Consider the following 17502-nt stretch of genomic DNA (forward strand, 5'->3'; position numbering starts at 1 on the left):
TCATCGTTCGCGTCTAACTATTTCCTCGTTTTCCTGACGCCAAGCCTGGGTCAACATCGATTTCGCCAGCCAAGGCATTGCCCGCCAGAGTCCAGCAGAGACCGCAGCGTGCAATCGCGACACCACGGCTGGCCGTACTGCCCATGACAACTAAATCAACAGCGTTGGGAGTGCTCCATGAACAAGTCCTTGTTTACCCGTCTTGCATGTCCTCTGGCGATTTCCGCCCTTTCAGTCACCGGCGCCCAGGCCGGCACCTTGTCGATCGGCCACACCACGTGGGTCGGTTACGGCACCCTGTACCTGGCCCAGGATCTGGGCTACTTCAAGGAAAACGGCCTGACCGTCGAATTGCCGGTGGTCGAAGAAGCGTCGATGTACATGGCCGCCCAGGCGTCCGGGCAATTGTCCGGCTCGGCCTCGACCATCGACGAAGTGCTCAAGTACCGCCCGCAGTTCTGCTTCAAGGCCGTGGCCGCGCTGGATGACAGCCATGGCGGCGACGGCGTGCTGGTCGGCAAGAACGTCAAGAGTCTGCAAGAACTCAAGGGCCAGGCCGTGGCCGTCAACGAGGGTTCGACCTCGCAGTTCTGGCTGTCGTACCTGCTGAAAAAGAACGGCATGAGCATGAGTGACATCACCGTGCAGAACATGACCGCCGACGATGCCGCCACCGCGTTCATCGCCGGTCGTGTGCCGGCCGCCGTGACCTGGGAGCCGCATCTGTCGATGGTGCGCGACAAGCAACAGGGCAAAGTGCTGATCGACAGCAGCAGTACGCCGGGCGTGATCGTCGATGTAGTGGCGCTCAATTGCACGGTGATCGAGAAGCAGCCGGAAGACGTCAAGGCGCTGGTCGCCGGTCTCTACAAAGCGGTGCAGTACACCAAGGACCATCCACAGAAAGCCTACGAAATCATGGCCAAGGGCGTCGGCGGTTACCTGTCCGATCCGAAGGAACTGGCCGCCGCCGCGCAAGGCGTGCGCTTCTACGATCAGGCCATGAGCGAGAAGCTGCTGGGTAAACCCGGCGCGCCGGGTGACAGCGCACCGCTGATCAAACTGGCCAACGAAACCGCCAGCGAATTGCAGGGCAAGCCCTACAACGTCAGCAACGACGATCTGGTGGATAACCGTTTCGTCAGCCCGCTCTAGGAGATTGGTCATGTTCAAGCGCAATTCATGGCTGAGCCGCTGCATCACGCCGAAGACCGGATTGCCGGTGCCGGTAGTGTGGAGCGCCAGCGGTCTGGCCTGGGTGTTGCTGGTCGGCCTGTGGGCCGGGTTGTCCTACGGCGGCATCGTGCCGGGGATGTTCCTGCCGACGCCCGGTGCGGTGGTTGAAGCGGCGGTGCGCCTGAGCCGCGACGGCACCCTTGGCCAGCATGTCTGGGCCAGTGTCGAAGTGGTGATGGTCGGTTTTATCGTGTCGTCGCTGGTGGCGGTGCCGCTGGGTTTGCTGATGGGCAGCTTCCGCATCGTCCAGGCGTTCCTTGAGCCGATGGTCAACTTCATCCGCTACCTGCCGGTGACCTCGTTCGTGCCGCTGTTCATCCTGTGGATCGGCATCGGTCTGGAGCAACGGGTGTCGGTGATCATTTTCGGCGTGTTCTTCCAGCAACTGGTGATGGTCGCGGACGTGTCCAAAGGCATTTCCAAGGATTTGATCAACGCCTCTTACACCCTCGGCTCCAACCGGCGTGACGCGGTGCTCCATGTGATCGCCCCGGCGTCGTTGCCCGGTGTGCTAGATACCTTGCGGGTGACCATGGGTTGGGCCTGGACCTATCTGGTGGTCGCCGAACTGGTCGCCGCTTCCAGCGGCCTCGGTTACTTGAGCCTCAAGGCCATGCGCGGCTTTCAGGTCGACGTGATTTTTCTCGCCATCGCGATCATCGGCCTGCTCGGCCTGGTCACCGATCAACTGTTCCGCTTCTTGCGTTTGAGGATTGCCGCATGGGCTCAGTAACCGCTGCCAACCGTCGTTTCATCGAGCCGGTCGCCGCACCGGCACAAGCCGCGCCAAGGTTGCAGGTGGACAAGGTCAGCCTGCGTTACACCAAGCCCGGCGGCGGTACATTCACCGCGCTGGAAGAAGTGTCGTTCGAAGTGCCGGATCAGCAGTTCGCGGTGCTGGTCGGGCCGTCGGGCTGCGGCAAGTCGAGCCTGCTGTACCTCACCGCCGGCCTCGCCGAGCCGACATCCGGCGAGATCTACGTCGGCGGCCAGCAAGTGCAGGGCCCCGGCGCGGATCGCGGGATGGTGTTCCAGAGCTACACGCTGTTCCCGTGGCTGACGGTGCGGCAGAACGTCGAGTTCGGCCTCAAGCGCCGGGGCATGCCGGCGGCGCGGCGCAAGGAAATCGTCGATCACTACGTCCATGAAGTTGGCTTGTCAGGATTTGCCGACAACTACGCCAAGCAGTTGTCCGGCGGCATGATGCAGCGGGTGGCGATTGCCCGGGCGCTGGCCAACGACCCGCAGATCCTGCTGATGGACGAACCCTTCGGCGCCCTCGACAGTCAGACCCGTCTGCAAATGCAGCAGCTGTTATTGCGGGTGTGGGGCAACAGCAAGAAAACCGTGCTGTTCGTCACCCACGACATCGACGAAGCGATCCTGCTCGGCGACCGGGTGTATGTGATGGGCGCGCGGCCGGGGCGGATCAAGCAGATCCTGGATGTGCCGATCGAACGCCCGCGCACGCTGGACATGGTCATGGAGCGCTCGTTCATCGACATGAAGCGACAGATCTTTGGGCTGTTGCACGACGATCTCGAAGAGGCCCATTGAGTTACGGCGGCAGTCAGTTGGGTGGCAGCAGGAACTTCGCAATCACCGGCAGATGATCGGAAATGCGCAAGGTATCGTCCTGACGCACCGTGGCCTCGACCCGTTTGATCTTCGGGCTGTAGAACAGGTAATCGACCGTGCGATCCGGGCCGTTGAGGCCGGGGTCGTTGGGGTAATGGGTCAGCCACTTGGCGCGGTCGATGCCGCTGGCTTCGTTGTTGGTCGGGATCATCGGGTACTTGTCCCACAGCAGATGCAGCGCACTGTCCACGGAGTAGGGCGTGCGCTGTTCGGTGGGCAGGCGCCGGTACTGGCCGAGCGGCAAGAGGTTGAAGTCACCCCCGATCAGCCACGGCGTGCCGTGGCTTTCGTGTTTGTCGAGAACCTTGGCCACCGCCGTCACTTGCGCCTGCAAGGTTTCGTCCGGCTGCATGGCGCGATCCAGATACGTGTTGAACACCACCAGTTGCCCGCCATCGCTGAACGGCAGGGTGGTGGCGAGCAGGGCGTTTTTCGGCTGGAACTGGCGGCTGATGATATTCAGCGGCTGCACCGGCAATTGCAGGCGTTCGGCGTGTTCGATGCGCAAGCGACTGAGCGTTGCGAGTTGCCGGCCGACACTGCCGAAGACATGCGGATCCGGGACGAAATCGGCCTTCCAGTCGAAGGCATGGGCACTGCACGGGTAGAGGTCGGCGAGGCGTTCCTGCAACAGCTTGAGCTGGTTCTGATAGTCGCTGGCCTTGGCGCCGTCATCCAGTTCCTGCAACAGCACCATGTCGGGCTGTTCGTCGCGGATCACCCGCGCCACTTCATCGAGGCTGAACGCCATGTCTTCCGGGGTGGGGGCTTCGTCGTCGCCTTGCGCCAGGTCATTCCAGAACACGTAACGCTTGCCGGCCAGGTATTGCACGTTCCAGGTCATGACCTTCAGCGCCTGGCCGGGCACCAGCGTCGGCGGTTGCCCGGTGCAACTGACCGGCAGGGTCTCCCGGGCGTCGGGGCGCCAGGTCAGGCTGAAAATCATCACGCCGATCAGGGCGACGGCCAGCAGCACAGTGAGCAGGATGTAGCGCAGTAGACGGGTCATGGCTCGGCTTATAGCGATACGGAAGTGGTCCCGAGCATACCCGAGACCCGTCGTTCAGCCCAAGCGCGGTGCGGTCAGACTATTCCGTCACGTTTGTCGGGCAATTCGCTGATCAACATGAACAGGCGGAACAGCACCACGCTGGTGAACAGTTGCAGGAAACTATGGCCACTGTCGATCAGCACGGCGATCAATGGATTCTGCGGGTCGGGATAGACCTGCAAGGTCAGGCCCTTGAGCAGCCACAACGGCCCCATCACACAGAGGATGCACACCAGAATCCGCAGGAAATGCCCACGGCTCAGGCGCAGGCTTTCCTTCATGGCCTGCAACGGGCCGTAACCGCGCAGCACCAGCAGGTATTCACCGAAGGCCAGGGTGACCATCAGCCACAGGCCTGGCAGGAAATACAGGGACAGGCCGAGCAGGATCAACAGCGTGTTGAGCGCAGTGAGCACGGCGAAACGCGGCCACAGGCGCGCCGACATCGCCAGCAGATCGAGGGTTTGCGGGGATTCGCCACGGGTGCGGGCGTCGAGAAACAGGATCAGCGCGGCGGTGTAGAGCGGATAGACCAGCAGGCCGACGATCACGCTGATGGCCGAATAACCGTCCGGGTCGCTGGCGCGATCAACCACTTGTTGCAGCGCGGCTTCGAAGATCACCAGCGGCAGGCACAGCTGGACGATCCGCACCAGATTGCGTTTAAAGAAATACAGCGAGTCACGCAGCACATCGAAGGCATTCATCAGTCGGTATCGCAGGTCAAAAACAGTGGCTCACTTTAACCGATGATGTGCTGCCGGGCGCAAACGTAAACGTTCGGTAAAGACCATTGAAACATTCTGTCACAGCCTCCATTACAGAGGTGCGCCTCCTCCACTGTGGAGGAGGGCAACGTTATCTCCGGCAATCTACGAGGTCGCCATGAACAGCGAAGAGCAAACCCTGATCGATGGACTGTTTTCCCGGCTGCAACAGGCCGAAACGGAGGCAGCCCCGCGCGACGCACTGGCTGAAGCGCGGATCAAGGAACACCTGACGCGCCAGCCGGCCGCAGGCTATTTCATGACCCAGGCGATTCTGGTGCAGGAGGCCGCGATCAAGAGCCTCGACGAACAGAACAAACAACTGACTCAACAGATTCAGCAACTGCAGGCCGAACTGCAATCGGCCAAGGCGCAAAGTGCTGCCCCGGCGCCGAGCGGCGGTGGTTTCCTGTCGAGCATCTTCGGTGGCAGCAGCCCGCGCCCGGCGCCGACCCAAAGCGCCCCGGCGTCCACTGGCGGCTGGCGTGAGCCGGCTCCGCAACAGAACTTCGGTGCACCCGCGCCACAACAGAACTTCGGCGCGCCACCACCGGGTTATGGCCAGCAACAAGCGGCTCCGGCAGCGGGCGGCAGCTTCCTCGGCGGCGCCCTGAAAACCGCGGCCGGTGTGGCGGGTGGCGTGATGCTGGCACAAGGCATCAGCAGCCTGTTCCATCACAACCAGCAGCCGGAAGAAATCGTCGAAGTGATCAAGGAAGAGCCTGCGCAAGTGGCCGACCAAGGTAACAACGGTTGGGGCGATGACCAGCGCACGGCCAACAACGATTCCTTCGGCAACAACCAGGGTGGCTTCACCGACACCGACTACAGCGATGACAACTCATCGTTCTTCGATGACGACGATTCCTTCGTCTGATTCACCATTCGTCCGGGGCGCCTGAGCGCCCCGGGCCGATTATTCGCGGAACCTTCCTTCGGGCTGGCATACTGAGCGCCTTTTTCGGGCCTGGTGCCTGATCCGGCTCATGCGCGTCAGCGCTCACAGGAACTCCGGTGAAAAAAATCGCAGTGTTCGCCGATGTGCAGAACCTCTACTACACCGTGCGTCAGGCCTATGGTTGCCACTTCAACTACGCGGCGCTGTGGGCGGACATCAGCAAGGACGGGCAGATCGTCGAGGCCTACGCCTACGCGATCGACCGGGGCGACAGCAAACAGCAGCAGTTCCAGCAGATCCTGCGCAACCTCGGTTTCACCGTGAAACTCAAACCCTACATCCAGCGCAGCGACGGCTCGGCCAAGGGCGACTGGGACGTGGGCATCACCCTCGACATCATGGACGCCGCCGACCACGTCGACGAAATCGTCCTGGCCTCCGGTGATGGCGACTTCGACATGCTGCTCGAACGCATCATCAACAAACACGGCGTGCAAGCGGTGGCCTACGGCGTTCCCGGCCTGACCGCCAACTCGCTGATCCGCGCCGCCAGCCGTTACGTGCCGATCGAAGGCGCGTTGCTGTTGAAAAATTGAGCACAAGCTCAAGCATTGATTTGGACGGAGTACAACCCGGTTTGGAACGCATTGCAGTCATCGACTTTGAAACCACCGGCATCTCGCCGAGCAGCAGCTGCCGGGCCACGGAAATTGCCGTGGTCATGCTGGAAAACGGCCGCATCGTCGAGCGTTACCAGAGCCTGATGAACGCCGGCGTCCGCGTCCCGGCCTTCATCGAACAACTCACCGGCATCAGCAACGCCATGCTGCGCACCGCGCCCCCGGCCGAACAGGTGATGAACGAAGTCAACGAATTCGTCGGCTGCACGCCGCTGCTGGCGCACAACGCCGCTTTCGACCAGAAGTTCTGGGACTTCGAACTGGGCCGGATCAAACGCACCCGCTTGCAGAACTTCGCCTGCTCGCTGCTGCTGGCCCGCCGCCTGATGCCGGCGGCACCGAACCACAAGCTCGGCACGCTCACCACGTTTGCCCAATTGCCACATACCGGCCAGGCCCACCGGGCGATGGCGGATGCGGAGATGGCGGCGAATTTGCTGGCGCATCTGGCGGATGAATTGCGGCGCAAGCATGGGGTGCGGGAGCTATCGCACGACCTGCTGTGCAAACTGCAGAAAGTCCCGGCCGCTAAAGTCGGCGAACACCTCCAGCGCTATCGCTGAAGTCCACCCCTGGTTGATCGTTCCCACGTCGAGGCGTCGAACCGTCCGCGTGGGAATGCCTCAAGGGACGCTCCGCGTTCCAACTCTCGAATGGGACGCAGAGCGTCCCGGGCTGCATTCCCACGCAGAGCGTGGGAACGAGCGGCAGTAGGTGTTATCGCCTCAGGGTTTGCCGTTCCCTTCGATATGCCCCAACGGCACCCGCTTCTCTATCGCACTCGACAACACGATCGACGTCTTGCTGAACCCGAATTTCGCCACCCGGTTGATCAAATCCTCCAGCTCCGGCATCGAACCCACCGCAGCCTTCATGATCACGCACGGATCGCCCGTCACTCGAAAGCACTCGGTCAGTTGCGGAATTTTCACCAGTTCGTCGTAGACCTTTTGACTGCCGTTCTGGTGGAGGCGCAATTCGATCACGCACTGGATCGGCAAGCCGATTTTCGACAGGTCGATGTTCGCCTGATACCCGGTGATTACTCCGGCCGCCTCGAGTTTGGCCACGCGCTCGGCGACGGCGGGGGCGGAGAGGTTCACTTTGCGGGCGAGGTCGGCGTAGGACGCGCGACCGTTTTCGAGCAGGGCGCTGAGCAGCATGCGGTCGTATTTGTCCAAGGTCGGACTCCTGAAAATGCCAGACTTTCGAAATCGCGGTTTAGGCCGTCGATCTCCGTGTTTTCAAAAGTGTACCGGCGCTATAAACAGGTTTTGTAACTTATTTTTAGCGGTTGGCCTTTCTAGAATAACCAGTCTCCCTGCCTTGATGTCGAGTGGTCTCATGTCTGCCGTGCGCCGTTTTTCCTTGCCGCTGATCGCCGCGTTTTTTGCGTTGTACGTGATTTGGGGATCGACCTATCTGGTGATCCGCATCGGCGTCGAATACTGGCCGCCGCTGATGCTCGGCGGTGTGCGCTTCGTGATCGCCGGCAGCCTGATGTACGCGTTCCTGCGCTGGCGCGGGGCGCCGGCGCCGACCTGGGCGCAGTGGAAAGCGGCGGGGATGATCGGGATTCTGTTGCTTAGTTTCGGCAACGGCGCGGTGACGCTGGCCGAGCACAGCGGCGTGGCCTCGGGTGTCGCGGCGCTGGCGGTGGCGACGGTGCCGCTGTTCACTTTGCTCTGCGGTTATTTCTGGGGGGCGCGCAATACCCGTCTGGAATGGGCCGGGGTGGCGATGGGGATTGTCGGCATCGCGATGCTCAACATGGGCTCCAACCTGCAATCGAGCCCGCTGGGCGCGGCGTTGCTGATTTTCGCGGCGGCGAGCTGGGCGTTCGGTTCGGTGTGGAGCAAGCACCTGCCGTTGCCCCAGGGCGCGATGGCCAGTGCCGTGGAAATGCTGGTGGGCGGCGTGGTGCTGCTGATCGGCAGCGCGGCCAGTGGTGAACACCTGCAGGCCATGCCGCCACTGGAAGGCTGGCTGGCGCTGGCATACCTGATTTTCTTCGGCTCGATCATCGCCTTCAACGCTTACATGTATCTGTTGAAAAACGTTCGCCCGGCAGCGGCCACCAGTTATGCCTACGTGAACCCGGCGGTGGCGGTATTGCTGGGGATCGTGTTTGTCGGCGAGACCATCGGGATCGAAGAGGCGCTGGCGATGCTGGTGATCATTGGCGCGGTGGTACTGATCGGTCTGCCGCAGTGGCGCCGCCCGGCGCAGCCTTCAGTGGTTACCGAGCCAGCAGCAGCGAAGGCCATTGCGACGGAGCAGCGTGCGAATTAGGGTAAACTGCGCGCCATCGCACACTTGCTCTGATTTATTCCTACGGTACTCCCATGACTTTCGCCACCCTTGGCCTGATCGAACCCTTGCTGCGCTCCCTCGAGAAGCTCGGCTACCAGACCCCGACGCCGGTGCAGGCGCAAGCCATTCCGGCCGTGCTGGCCGGTCGCGACCTGATGGCCGCGGCCCAGACCGGCACCGGCAAGACCGCCGGTTTCGCCTTGCCGCTGTTGCAGCTGCTGAGCATGGAAGGGCCGAAAGTCGCTGCCAACTCGGTCCGTGCATTGATCCTGGTACCGACCCGCGAACTGGCCGAGCAAGTCCACGAAGCCGTGCGCCAGTACGCCGAAAACCTGCCATTGCGCACTTACGCGGTGTACGGCGGCGTCAGTATCAACCCGCAAATGATGAAGCTGCGCGGCGGCGTCGATCTGCTGGTGGCGACCCCGGGCCGCTTGCTCGACCTGTTCCGCCAGAAGGCGCTGAAATTCAATCAGCTGCAAACCCTGGTGCTCGACGAAGCCGACCGCATGCTCGATCTGGGTTTTTCCGAAGAGCTGGCGAACATTTACCGCGCGCTGCCGAAGAAACGTCAGACGCTGCTGTTCTCCGCGACCTTCTCCGATGACATCCGCCTGCTGGCCGGGCAGATGCTCAACGATCCGCTGAGTATCGAAGTCAGCCCGCGCAACGTTGCCGCCAACACCGTCAAGCAATGGGTAGTGACGGTGGACAAGAAGCGCAAACCGGAACTGTTCGTGCACCTGATGCGCAAGAACAAGTGGAAGCAGGTGCTGGTGTTCGCCAAGACCCGTAATGGTGTGGACGCGCTGGTCGAGAAGCTTCAGGGCCTGGGCGTGAATGCCGACGGTATCCACGGTGATAAGCCGCAAGCGACCCGGCAGCGGGCGCTGGATCGGTTCAAGGCCAGTGAAGTACAGATTCTGGTGGCGACCGATGTTGCTGCTCGAGGTCTGGATATCGAAGACCTGCCGCTGGTGGTCAACTTCGATCTGCCGATTGTTGCCGAGGATTACATCCACCGTATCGGCCGGACTGGCCGCGCGGGCGCGACCGGTGAGGCGATTTCGCTGGTGTGTGCGGATGAAGTGAACATGTTGTCGGCGATTGAAATGCTGACTCGTAGCACGTTGAAGCGTGAGGTTGAACCGGACTTCGTGCCGGAGCACCGTGTGCCGGACACCGATGCCAGTGGCCAGGTGATCAAGAAGCCGAAGAAACCGAAAAAGCCGAAAGCTTCCGGTGGTGGCGGCAAGCGCAATCTGGGCAAGTGGGTGGACAGCGGGGATACCCCGGCGCCGGAGGTGGCGATCAAGCCTGTGCGCAAGGTGCCGGTGTTCAATACCGGGCCGCGCAAGCGTAAGCCTTAAGCGTTAGCTTGGGTCGTTCCCGCGCAATGCGGGAACGATCAGCTGCGCTGTTTCAACCAGTCCAGCATTCCAGCTCCGGCCGCCCGGCCACTGGCAAAACACGCCGTCAGCAGATACCCGCCAGTCGGCGCTTCCCAATCCAGCATCTCCCCCGCACAGAACACCCCCGGCAACGCCTTGAGCATCAGCCGCTCATCCATCGCCTCGAACGTCACGCCGCCAGCACTGCTGATCGCTTCATCCAGCGGTCGGGTTTTCACCAGCGTCAGCGGCAAGGCCTTGATCGCCCGGGCCAGCAGCGCCGGATCGGCAAAGGTTGCGGCATCAGTGAGTTCACGCAACAGCGCCGCTTTCACCCCGTCAATCCCGACCTGACTGTGCAGATGCTTGGCCATCGAGCGCGAACCCCGTGGTTTGCTCAATGCCGCCTGCAATTTATCCACAGGTCGGCCGGGCAGCAGGTCGATGTGAATAGTCGCTGCACCGTGCACATTGATCGCCTCACGAATCGGCGCCGACAGCGCATAGATCAGGCTGCCCTCGATCCCGGTCGCGGTGATCACGCATTCACCCAGACGCGGAACATCGTCGTTCAAACCGATGGCGATATTTTTCAGCGGCGCGCCGGCGAATTTGCTGACCAGCACTTCGCTCCAGGCCTGCACCTCGAAGCCGCAATTGCTCGGCTGCAACGGCGCCAGTCCTACGCCGCGTTGCTCCAGCGGCAGCATCCACGCACCGTCGGAGCCCAGCCGCGACCAGCTGCCGCCGCCGAGGGCGAGCAGGGTGGCGTCGGGGTTGAGGGTTTTTTCGCCTTCCGGGCTGTCGATGCGCAGCGCGCCGTTTTCATCCCAGCCGAGCCAGCGGTGGCGAGTGTGGATAACCACGCCGCTGTCGCGCAGGCGCTTGAGCCAGGCACGCAGCAACGGCGCGGCTTTCATGTCGGTAGGGAATACCCGGCCGGAGCTGCCGATGAAGGTTTCGATCCCCAGTTCGTGAATCCAGCGGCACAGTGCGTCGGCGTCGAACGCGCGCAGCAGCGGGGCGATGTTCGGGGCGCGTTCGGCGTAGCGCGAGAGGAAGGCCGGGTAGGCTTCGGAATGGGTGATGTTCATGCCGCCGACCCCGGCCAGCAGGAACTTGCGGCCCACCGAGGGCATGCCGTCGTACAGGTCGACGCGGACTCCGGCCTGGCTCAGCACTTCGGCAGCCATCAGGCCGGCGGGGCCACCGCCGATGATGGCGACGTGAGCGGAAGGGGCGGCGGAAGTCTGAGTCATGGCAGCGGCAATAGCGTGGCGGAATAAGCCGCGCATTCTAGCAGCAGCGGCCATTGTCAGGCCTGATCAAAAAACAACCAGCTTGCTGCAGGCCATGTTCAGCGTGGGCTGTAGTCCGTTTCGCTCAGGTTATCCACAGGCCGTTCCACAGCCATTGTGGGTAACGCAGCACAACTCAATGACAACCCGATGACTGCCAGACGCGTTGCGCACTGTGATGAAGGATGCCGTGACGGCGGGCCAAGGCCTGGCGATCCTTGCTGTAACCGCCGCCGATCACCCCGACCACCGGGATGTCGCGGCCCAGGCAGTGGCGCATCACGCTTTCGTCGCGGGCGGCGACGCCTTCGTCAGTCAGTTGCAGATAACCGAGGGCGTCGTCCTTGTGCACGTCGACACCGGCGTCGTACAGCACCAGATCCGGCTGATACAGCGGCAGCAGATAGTTGAGCGCATCGTCGACCACTTTCAGGTAATCGGTATCGCCCATGCCGTTGGGCAGCGGAATGTCCCAGTCGCTCTCGGCCTTGCGTGCAGGAAAGTTCTTTTCGCAGTGCAGGGAAACGGTGATCGCTTCCGGGGTGTTGTGCAGAATACGTGCAGTCCCATCGCCCTGATGCACGTCGCAATCGAAGATCAGCACCCGGTTCACCCGGCCGCTTTGCAACAGATAGTGACTGATGATCGCCAGGTCGTTGAAGATGCAGAACCCGGCGGGGTAATCGTAGTGGGCGTGATGGGTGCCGCCGGCGAGGTGACAGGCCAGGCCATGCTCCAGCGCTTTCTCTGCCGCCAGAATCGAACCGCCGACGGCCCGCACCGTGCGCCGGGCCAGCGCTTCGTTCCACGGCAGACCGAGGCGCCGCTGGTCCTCGCGGGACAACTCGCCGCTCATGTAGCGTTCGATATAACCGCGGTCATGGGCGAGTGCGAGGATGTCGGCAGGGCACAGTTCAGGGCGCAGCAGGTCTTCATCGCGGGTCAGGCCGCTGTCCACCAGGTGATCGCGCAGCAGGCGGAACTTGTCCATGGGAAAGCGGTGATCCGCCGGAAACTCGGGGCTGTAGTCTTCGTGGTAGATCAACGGCAATGGCATGGCGGACTATTCATAAAGGCTGTAGGAAAGAGTGCAAAGCCTACCAGCGATGTAGACTTGCGGCATGGAAACGGAGGGGCACGATGGAGCCGATACTTGAGCTGGAAAGCGCGCGACTGCTGATGCGTCAGTGGCAGGACGCGGATTTGCCGGCATTTGCGGCGATGTGCGTCGATCCGCAGGTGATGCGCTACTTTCCCGCTCCCTTGAGCCGGCTGGAAAGCGCCGCGCTGATCGGCCGTGTACGCGGTCATTTCGCCGAACACGGCTTTGGCTTGTGGGCGCTGGAACGCAAGGACACCGGCGAATTCATCGGTTTTACCGGGCTCGGTGTGGTCGGTTTCGATGCGCCGTTTACTCCGGCGGTGGAAATCGGCTGGCGTCTGGCGAAAGAGCACTGGGGCCTGGGATATGCCAGCGAAGCGGCGTGGACCGCGCTGCGCTGTGGCTTTGACCGTTTGGCCCTGAAGGAAATTGTGGCGTTCACCGCGCAGAGCAATCTGCCGTCGGAAAAAGTCATGCAGGCCATCGGCATGCATCACGATCCGGCCCATGATTTCGATCACCCGAAACTGGCTGTCGATCACCCGTTGCGTCGACATCTGTTGTACCGCATCACCAGGGAGCAATGGCTGCAGACCCTGCATGGCTAAGCCGACACGGACGTTTACAATGGCGCGATCATGGCTCGCGCCAGAACCTGAATTGGCCGCCGCAGCCGAGACTGCGCGGCATAGCGTTGTGTGAGGAGAGTCTGAATGAGCCAAGTGTTGGAAGATCTGGTGGATCTGCTGACCCTCGAACCGATCGAGGAAAACCTGTTCCGTGGTCGCAGTCAGGATCTGGGCTTTCGCCAGTTGTTCGGCGGCCAGGTGCTCGGCCAGTCGCTGTCGGCAGCCAGTCAGACCGTTGAAGAGACGCGTCATGTGCATTCGATGCACGGTTATTTCCTGCGTCCGGGTGATGCCAAGTTGCCGGTGGTCTACTCGGTTGACCGCGTGCGCGACGGCGGCAGTTTCAGCACCCGCCGCGTGACCGCGATCCAGAAGGGCCACCCGATTTTCACTTGCAGCGCTTCGTTCCAGTACGACGAAGAAGGCTTCGAACACCAGAGCCAGATGCCGCAAGTTGTCGGCCCGGAAAACCTGCCGTCGGAGCTGGAACTGACCCAGCAACGCGCGCACCTGATCCCGGAACACATGCGCGAAAAGCTGCTGTGCCCGAAGCCGATTGAAGTGCGCCCGGTCACTGAAAAAGACCCGTACAACCCGCAGCCGGCGGATCCGGTCAAATATGTGTGGTTCCGCGCCGACGGTGCGTTGGCCGACATTCCGGCGCTGCACAAATACCTGCTGGCCTACGCTTCGGACTTCGGTCTGCTGACCACGTCGATGCTGCCGCACGGCAAATCGGTCTGGCAGAAAGACATGCAGGTCGCCAGCCTCGACCACGCCTTGTGGTTCCACAATGACTTGCGCGCCGATGACTGGTTGCTCTACGCCATGGACAGTCCGTGGGCCGGCAATTCCCGTGGCTTCTCCCGTGGCAGTGTGTTCAACCGTGCCGGGCAACTGGTGGCGTCGGTGACTCAGGAAGGCCTGATTCGTCATCGCAAGGACTGGGCATGAGTCTGGCGGATGTGCGGCACTGGGTGTTCGACATGGACGGCACCCTGACCGTCGCCGTGCACGACTTCGCGGCAATTCGCGTGGCGCTGGCGATCCCGCCGGAGGATGACATCCTCACCCATCTCGCAGCATTGCCTGCCGAAGAAGCGGCGGCGAAACACGCGTGGCTGCTGGAGCATGAGCGCGATCTGGCGCTCGGCTCGACCCCGGCGGTCGGTGCGGTGGAGCTGGTGCGTGATCTGCACGCGCGGGGCTATCGTCTCGGCATCCTGACCCGCAATGCGCGGGAGCTGGCCCATGTGACGCTGGAGGCCATCGGCCTGGCCGACTGCTTTGCGGTGGAGGATGTGCTGGGCCGCGATGAAGCGCCGCCGAAACCGCACCCGGGTGGCCTGCTGAAACTGGCGGAGGCCTGGCAAGTGCCGGCGAGCGAGATGGTGATGGTCGGCGATTACCGCTTCGACCTCGACTGCGGTCGGGCGGCGGGCACCCACACGGTGCTGGTGAACCTGCCGGATAATCCTTGGCCGGAGCTGACCGACTGGCATGCGAAGGATTGTGTCGAGTTGCGGCGAATGTTGTTCGCTTGAAAAAAAAACGGGGGCTTCGGCCCCCGTTTTCATTGGTCGAATATCGCTTTCTGACCTTCCGGCGATGTCAGCATGCCGTCGCCGTTATGACCGACACCGGGCACTTCCACCAGCCGCTGATTCACCCCTTCCGGATGCCGACGCAGCAGATAGCTGAAGAACATTTTTCCGCGCATCAGGCGATAGGCGCCTTGCGCTTCAGCGGCGCAACTCTTGTCCAGCGCCGGGTGTTGCGGGTCGGTGTCCTGCTGGCCGAGCAGATAAATCACCTCGCGTTTGACGTAACTGCCTTCAAGCTGCGCGGGCGTTTGCCCACCCGAGTAGATCGGCGGATCCACCAGACCGTACTTCCAGCGATTGAAACCCGGGCACTGCGCGTGATCGAACGCCACTGGTCGTTGCTCATTGAAGTAGGCGTAGGACGACGGGTTGGCCACCACATAACGCAAGCGAATGCCTTCGGCCTTGAGCGCCGGCTGTTCGCGGGCCAGCAGGGCATAGCGCTGCACCACCTGACCACCGCCGGAGTGGCCGAAGATCACGATCTGCTTCACGTCCGGAAACTGCTTGCGGTCGCTGAGTCTCCCAATGATTTCGTCGAGGGCGGCATAGGAACTGAGCGCGTTCGGCCCTGTGGATAACCCGCCGCCCATCCACTCATTGCCTTTCCAGCGCAGCACGCTGGCGGGCAACGAATAGAGGGCGACATCGCTTTCGTTGAGAAACTGCGGGGCAATCACCAGGGTGTTGGCGGTTTGCCCGGCCAGTTCGGCGGCGCTCTCGCCACTTTTGCGATAGGTCTCGGCGTTGCGCAACTTGCCATGAATGACGATCAGCACCCGCTCGATTTTCGCCGGCGCCGGGCCGATGCCCACCGCCATCTCGCCGGCCTGCAATTGCAGGCGTCCGGGGCTGATCGCGTCGACGCCGGCCGCTTGTGCGGTGCCGCCGATGAACAGTAAAGCCAACAGCCATTTATGCATTTACAGGTTTTTCGCCGCAAAGGTATCGCACTGGCCGACCTGGCCCTGGGCGAATCCGGTTTTGAACCAGCGCACCCTTTGCGCCGACGTACCGTGAGTAAACGAGTCCGGCACCACACGGCCCTGACCCTGTTGTTGCAGGCGATCATCACCGATGGCGTTCGCCGCGTTCAAGGCTTCTTCGATGTCGCCCGGTTCCAGCCAGTTCAGACGCTTCTGCGCGTTGTAGGCCCAGACCCCGGCCAGACAATCGGCTTGCAGTTCCTGGCGTACCAACAGACCGCCGTCACCTTCCATCTGCCGACCTTGCCGGCGAGCGGCCTGGATTTTCGCCGAGACGCCCAGCAGCGTCTGCACATGGTGTCCGACTTCGTGAGCGATCACGTAGGCTTGGGCAAAGTCGCCGGCCGCCTTGAAGCGTTGCGACATTTCCTGGAAGAACGCCATGTCCAGATAGACCTTCTGGTCCGCCGGGCAATAGAACGGGCCGGTGGCCGAGGTGGCCATGCCGCAGGCCGAATTGACCCGGTTGCTGAACAGCACCAGGGTCGGGTCTTTATATTGGCGGCCGGCCTGCTGGAAGATCGCGCCCCAGGTGTCTTCGGTGTCGCCGAGGATCGAACGCACAAATTCGGCCTGTTCATCGTTGGCCGGCGGCGCCTGACGGGTCTGCGAAGACGGTGCGGCTTGCTGGGTGCCTTGGCCGGTGAGCTGGCCGAGAATCTGCAGCGGATCCTGCCCGGTGATCCAGCCGATGCCGACGATCAACAGGATCGCCCCGAGGCTCAGGCCTTTGCCGCCACCGAAGCGCATGCCTCCACCGCCACCGCCACCGCCCATGTCATCGCCACGGGCATCGACGACGTTGTCACTGCGTCGACCTTTTCTCCATAGCATGTGGGAATCCTCGTCTGTTCAGGTGGAAAGTGTGTGGTGATGAGTGTTGCTGGTGTGTGAGTGTGGCGCCAGTCCGGTCGTCCGTCCATTCGCACACAGACAAACAGGCCCGACCTCGCGTGACGAGGTCGGGCCTGTTATTGACGAGCATGGGCGCCGGGAATTCAATCCATCGGCAGATTTCTTTCGCCGGGTCAGGTGTCAGCGGTCAAAGGCGTCCCACACCGGCGCGAAGTCCGGGCTGACCTGACGTTCGCGTTTGGACAACGCGGCGATCAGCGCACGATCGTCATCGTCCAGTTCGACCTTCAGTGACGCCAGGTTGGCCAGTTGATTGGCCCGGCTGCTGGCCTTGGGAATCGCCGCGACATTGTCCTGATCCAGCAACCACTTCAGCGCGACCTGAGTCGGCAGCACACCGTGTTTTTCGGCGATCTGCTGAATCTGCGCAACCTCCGAGACCTTGTTGCGCGCCAGCGGCGTGTAGGCCGTCAGCGCCAGATCGTGTTGACGGGCGTAGTCGAGCAAAGCGTTTTGTCCGAGCAGGACGTGGTACTCGACCTGAATGGCTGACAGAGGAATGCCATAGTCCTCGACGACTTTGCGCAGCAACGGCAGCGGAAAATTCGCCACACCGATGTTGCGAGCCAGACCTTGCTCCTTGAACGATGCGAGGGTTTCAAGAGTGCGCGGCAAGTCCCAGTCAGTAGTCGGCCAATGGATCATGAACAGGTCGACGTACTCACTGCGCAACGCCTTTAGGCTGCGATCCAGCGAGTGACGCATGGCATCCGGTTGCAACTGGTCCCACCAGACCTTGGTGGTGACGTGGATCTGCTCGCGGGGTGTCGGCGTATTCGCCAGTGCCTGTCCGACCGCGTCTTCATTGTTGTAGGCCGCCGCCGTGTCGATATGTCGGTAACCGAGTTCCAGCGCTTGCTCCACGGCGCGGGTGCATTCGTCGCCGAGCATCGGCCAGGTGCCGAGGCCGAGTTTGGGCAGGTTCAGTCCTTGTCTGTTGACGATGTGCTGCATGGTCGGCGCTTCCTGCATTGATGGGGTTTCAGAATGGGAT

19 protein-coding genes are annotated in these 17502 nt (G+C 62.2%); 11 read left to right on the forward strand and 8 right to left on the reverse strand.

Annotated elements, in window-relative coordinates; all coding sequences use genetic code 11:
- Positions 1–177: 177 nt before the first annotated feature.
- From AC07VV_RS23685 to AC07VV_RS23695, 3 genes are read left to right on the forward strand one after another with little or no spacing between them, the layout of a single operon-like run.
- Positions 178–1155, forward strand: coding sequence for an ABC transporter substrate-binding protein (locus tag AC07VV_RS23685; RefSeq protein WP_096820810.1), 978 nt, complete (start codon positions 178–180; stop codon positions 1153–1155).
- Positions 1156–1165: 10 nt separating this feature from the next.
- Complete coding sequence (locus AC07VV_RS23690) at positions 1166–1969, forward strand: ABC transporter permease (RefSeq protein ID WP_119430100.1); 804 nt, start codon at positions 1166–1168, stop codon at positions 1967–1969.
- Positions 1957–2793 (forward strand): ABC transporter ATP-binding protein, encoded by an 837-nt coding sequence (locus AC07VV_RS23695; protein ID WP_493088981.1) that lies wholly within the window; start codon positions 1957–1959, stop codon positions 2791–2793. The genes AC07VV_RS23690 and AC07VV_RS23695 overlap by 13 nt, the downstream gene beginning before the upstream one ends.
- A gap of 13 nt (positions 2794–2806) precedes the next feature.
- On the opposite strand, the gene AC07VV_RS23700 is transcribed toward AC07VV_RS23695, so the two are convergent.
- Both AC07VV_RS23700 and AC07VV_RS23705 read right to left on the reverse strand, forming a co-directional pair.
- Positions 2807–3883 carry an endonuclease/exonuclease/phosphatase family protein gene (locus tag AC07VV_RS23700; protein WP_495037624.1) on the reverse strand — a complete coding sequence of 359 codons (1077 nt, stop codon included), beginning with the start codon at positions 3881–3883 and terminating at the stop codon, positions 2807–2809.
- Positions 3884–3957: 74 nt separating this feature from the next.
- The gene (locus AC07VV_RS23705; RefSeq protein ID WP_495037625.1) at positions 3958–4632 is read right to left on the reverse strand and encodes a YciC family protein; all 675 of its coding nucleotides are present in this window, start codon (positions 4630–4632) and stop codon (positions 3958–3960) included.
- Between the two features lie 178 nt (positions 4633–4810).
- On the opposite strand from AC07VV_RS23705, the gene AC07VV_RS23710 reads away from it, so the two are divergent.
- The 3 genes from AC07VV_RS23710 (at position 4811) to AC07VV_RS23720 (ending at position 6833) form a co-directional block, all read left to right on the forward strand.
- A complete protein-coding gene (locus AC07VV_RS23710) occupies positions 4811–5569 on the forward strand; it encodes a DUF2076 domain-containing protein (RefSeq protein ID WP_495037626.1) in 759 nt (252 codons plus the stop codon).
- Between the two features lie 137 nt (positions 5570–5706).
- Positions 5707–6186, forward strand: a complete 480-nt coding sequence (locus AC07VV_RS23715; RefSeq protein ID WP_003228475.1) for a LabA-like NYN domain-containing protein — start codon at positions 5707–5709, stop codon at positions 6184–6186.
- A gap of 41 nt (positions 6187–6227) precedes the next feature.
- Positions 6228–6833 carry a 3'-5' exonuclease gene (locus AC07VV_RS23720; RefSeq protein WP_495037627.1) on the forward strand — a complete coding sequence of 202 codons (606 nt, stop codon included), beginning with the start codon at positions 6228–6230 and terminating at the stop codon, positions 6831–6833.
- 162 nt (positions 6834–6995) lie between these two features.
- Here the strand turns inward: AC07VV_RS23720 and AC07VV_RS23725 are convergent, their stop codons facing one another.
- The gene (locus tag AC07VV_RS23725) at positions 6996–7451 is read right to left on the reverse strand and encodes an Lrp/AsnC family transcriptional regulator (protein ID WP_064599615.1); all 456 of its coding nucleotides are present in this window, start codon (positions 7449–7451) and stop codon (positions 6996–6998) included.
- Between the two features lie 163 nt (positions 7452–7614).
- On the opposite strand from AC07VV_RS23725, the gene yedA reads away from it, so the two are divergent.
- Complete coding sequence (gene yedA / locus AC07VV_RS23730; protein ID WP_495037628.1) at positions 7615–8562, forward strand: drug/metabolite exporter YedA; 948 nt, start codon at positions 7615–7617, stop codon at positions 8560–8562.
- Between the two features lie 53 nt (positions 8563–8615).
- Positions 8616–9953, forward strand: coding sequence for an RNA helicase RhlE1 (gene rhlE1 / locus AC07VV_RS23735; RefSeq protein WP_495037629.1), 1338 nt, complete (start codon positions 8616–8618; stop codon positions 9951–9953).
- A gap of 38 nt (positions 9954–9991) precedes the next feature.
- Here rhlE1 and AC07VV_RS23740 read toward each other — a convergent pair whose 3' ends face one another.
- A complete protein-coding gene (locus AC07VV_RS23740) occupies positions 9992–11233 on the reverse strand; it encodes a TIGR03862 family flavoprotein (protein WP_495037630.1) in 1242 nt (413 codons plus the stop codon).
- 175 nt (positions 11234–11408) lie between these two features.
- Positions 11409–12329: a histone deacetylase family protein gene (locus AC07VV_RS23745; protein WP_102621131.1), complete on the reverse strand. Its 921-nt coding sequence runs from the start codon at positions 12327–12329 to the stop codon at positions 11409–11411.
- Positions 12330–12412: 83 nt separating this feature from the next.
- On the opposite strand from AC07VV_RS23745, the gene AC07VV_RS23750 reads away from it, so the two are divergent.
- From AC07VV_RS23750 to AC07VV_RS23760, 3 genes are all read left to right on the forward strand, one after another.
- Complete coding sequence (locus AC07VV_RS23750) at positions 12413–12982, forward strand: GNAT family N-acetyltransferase (protein ID WP_495037631.1); 570 nt, start codon at positions 12413–12415, stop codon at positions 12980–12982.
- A 105-nt stretch (positions 12983–13087) separates the two neighbouring features.
- Positions 13088–13957, forward strand: coding sequence for an acyl-CoA thioesterase II (gene tesB, locus AC07VV_RS23755; protein WP_085608733.1), 870 nt, complete (start codon positions 13088–13090; stop codon positions 13955–13957).
- On the forward strand, positions 13954–14547 hold the full coding sequence (locus AC07VV_RS23760; RefSeq protein ID WP_495037632.1) for an HAD family hydrolase: 594 nt from the start codon (positions 13954–13956) through the stop codon (positions 14545–14547). Before tesB ends, AC07VV_RS23760 begins: the two co-directional genes overlap by 4 nt.
- A 29-nt stretch (positions 14548–14576) precedes the next feature.
- Here AC07VV_RS23760 and AC07VV_RS23765 read toward each other — a convergent pair whose 3' ends face one another.
- From AC07VV_RS23765 to AC07VV_RS23775, 3 genes are all read right to left on the reverse strand, one after another.
- Positions 14577–15530: a S49 family peptidase domain-containing protein gene (locus tag AC07VV_RS23765; protein ID WP_096820822.1), complete on the reverse strand. Its 954-nt coding sequence runs from the start codon at positions 15528–15530 to the stop codon at positions 14577–14579.
- Positions 15531–16427 (reverse strand): KPN_02809 family neutral zinc metallopeptidase, encoded by an 897-nt coding sequence (gene ypfJ, locus AC07VV_RS23770; RefSeq protein WP_495037633.1) that lies wholly within the window; start codon positions 16425–16427, stop codon positions 15531–15533.
- 201 nt (positions 16428–16628) lie between these two features.
- Positions 16629–17462: an aldo/keto reductase gene (locus AC07VV_RS23775; RefSeq protein WP_495037634.1), complete on the reverse strand. Its 834-nt coding sequence runs from the start codon at positions 17460–17462 to the stop codon at positions 16629–16631.
- Positions 17463–17502: the final 40 nt, after the last annotated feature.

The organism is Pseudomonas sp. GW821-FHT02C04 (genome assembly GCF_059421845.1).

Coding starts and splice junctions, on each gene's coding strand:
- AC07VV_RS23685 (WP_096820810.1), top strand. CDS start 178: ATGAACAAGTCCTTGTTTACCCGTCTTGCATGTCCTCTGGCGATTTCC.
- AC07VV_RS23690 (WP_119430100.1), top strand. CDS start 1,166: ATGTTCAAGCGCAATTCATGGCTGAGCCGCTGCATCACGCCGAAGACC.
- AC07VV_RS23695 (WP_493088981.1), top strand. CDS start 1,957: ATGGGCTCAGTAACCGCTGCCAACCGTCGTTTCATCGAGCCGGTCGCC.
- AC07VV_RS23700 (WP_495037624.1), bottom strand. CDS start 3,883: ATGACCCGTCTACTGCGCTACATCCTGCTCACTGTGCTGCTGGCCGTC.
- AC07VV_RS23705 (WP_495037625.1), bottom strand. CDS start 4,632: ATGAATGCCTTCGATGTGCTGCGTGACTCGCTGTATTTCTTTAAACGC.
- AC07VV_RS23710 (WP_495037626.1), top strand. CDS start 4,811: ATGAACAGCGAAGAGCAAACCCTGATCGATGGACTGTTTTCCCGGCTG.
- yedA (WP_495037628.1), top strand. CDS start 7,615: ATGTCTGCCGTGCGCCGTTTTTCCTTGCCGCTGATCGCCGCGTTTTTT.
- rhlE1 (WP_495037629.1), top strand. CDS start 8,616: ATGACTTTCGCCACCCTTGGCCTGATCGAACCCTTGCTGCGCTCCCTC.
- AC07VV_RS23740 (WP_495037630.1), bottom strand. CDS start 11,233: ATGACTCAGACTTCCGCCGCCCCTTCCGCTCACGTCGCCATCATCGGC.
- AC07VV_RS23745 (WP_102621131.1), bottom strand. CDS start 12,329: ATGCCATTGCCGTTGATCTACCACGAAGACTACAGCCCCGAGTTTCCG.
- AC07VV_RS23750 (WP_495037631.1), top strand. CDS start 12,413: ATGGAGCCGATACTTGAGCTGGAAAGCGCGCGACTGCTGATGCGTCAG.
- tesB (WP_085608733.1), top strand. CDS start 13,088: ATGAGCCAAGTGTTGGAAGATCTGGTGGATCTGCTGACCCTCGAACCG.
- AC07VV_RS23760 (WP_495037632.1), top strand. CDS start 13,954: ATGAGTCTGGCGGATGTGCGGCACTGGGTGTTCGACATGGACGGCACC.
- AC07VV_RS23765 (WP_096820822.1), bottom strand. CDS start 15,530: ATGCATAAATGGCTGTTGGCTTTACTGTTCATCGGCGGCACCGCACAA.
- ypfJ (WP_495037633.1), bottom strand. CDS start 16,427: ATGCTATGGAGAAAAGGTCGACGCAGTGACAACGTCGTCGATGCCCGT.
- AC07VV_RS23775 (WP_495037634.1), bottom strand. CDS start 17,462: ATGCAGCACATCGTCAACAGACAAGGACTGAACCTGCCCAAACTCGGC.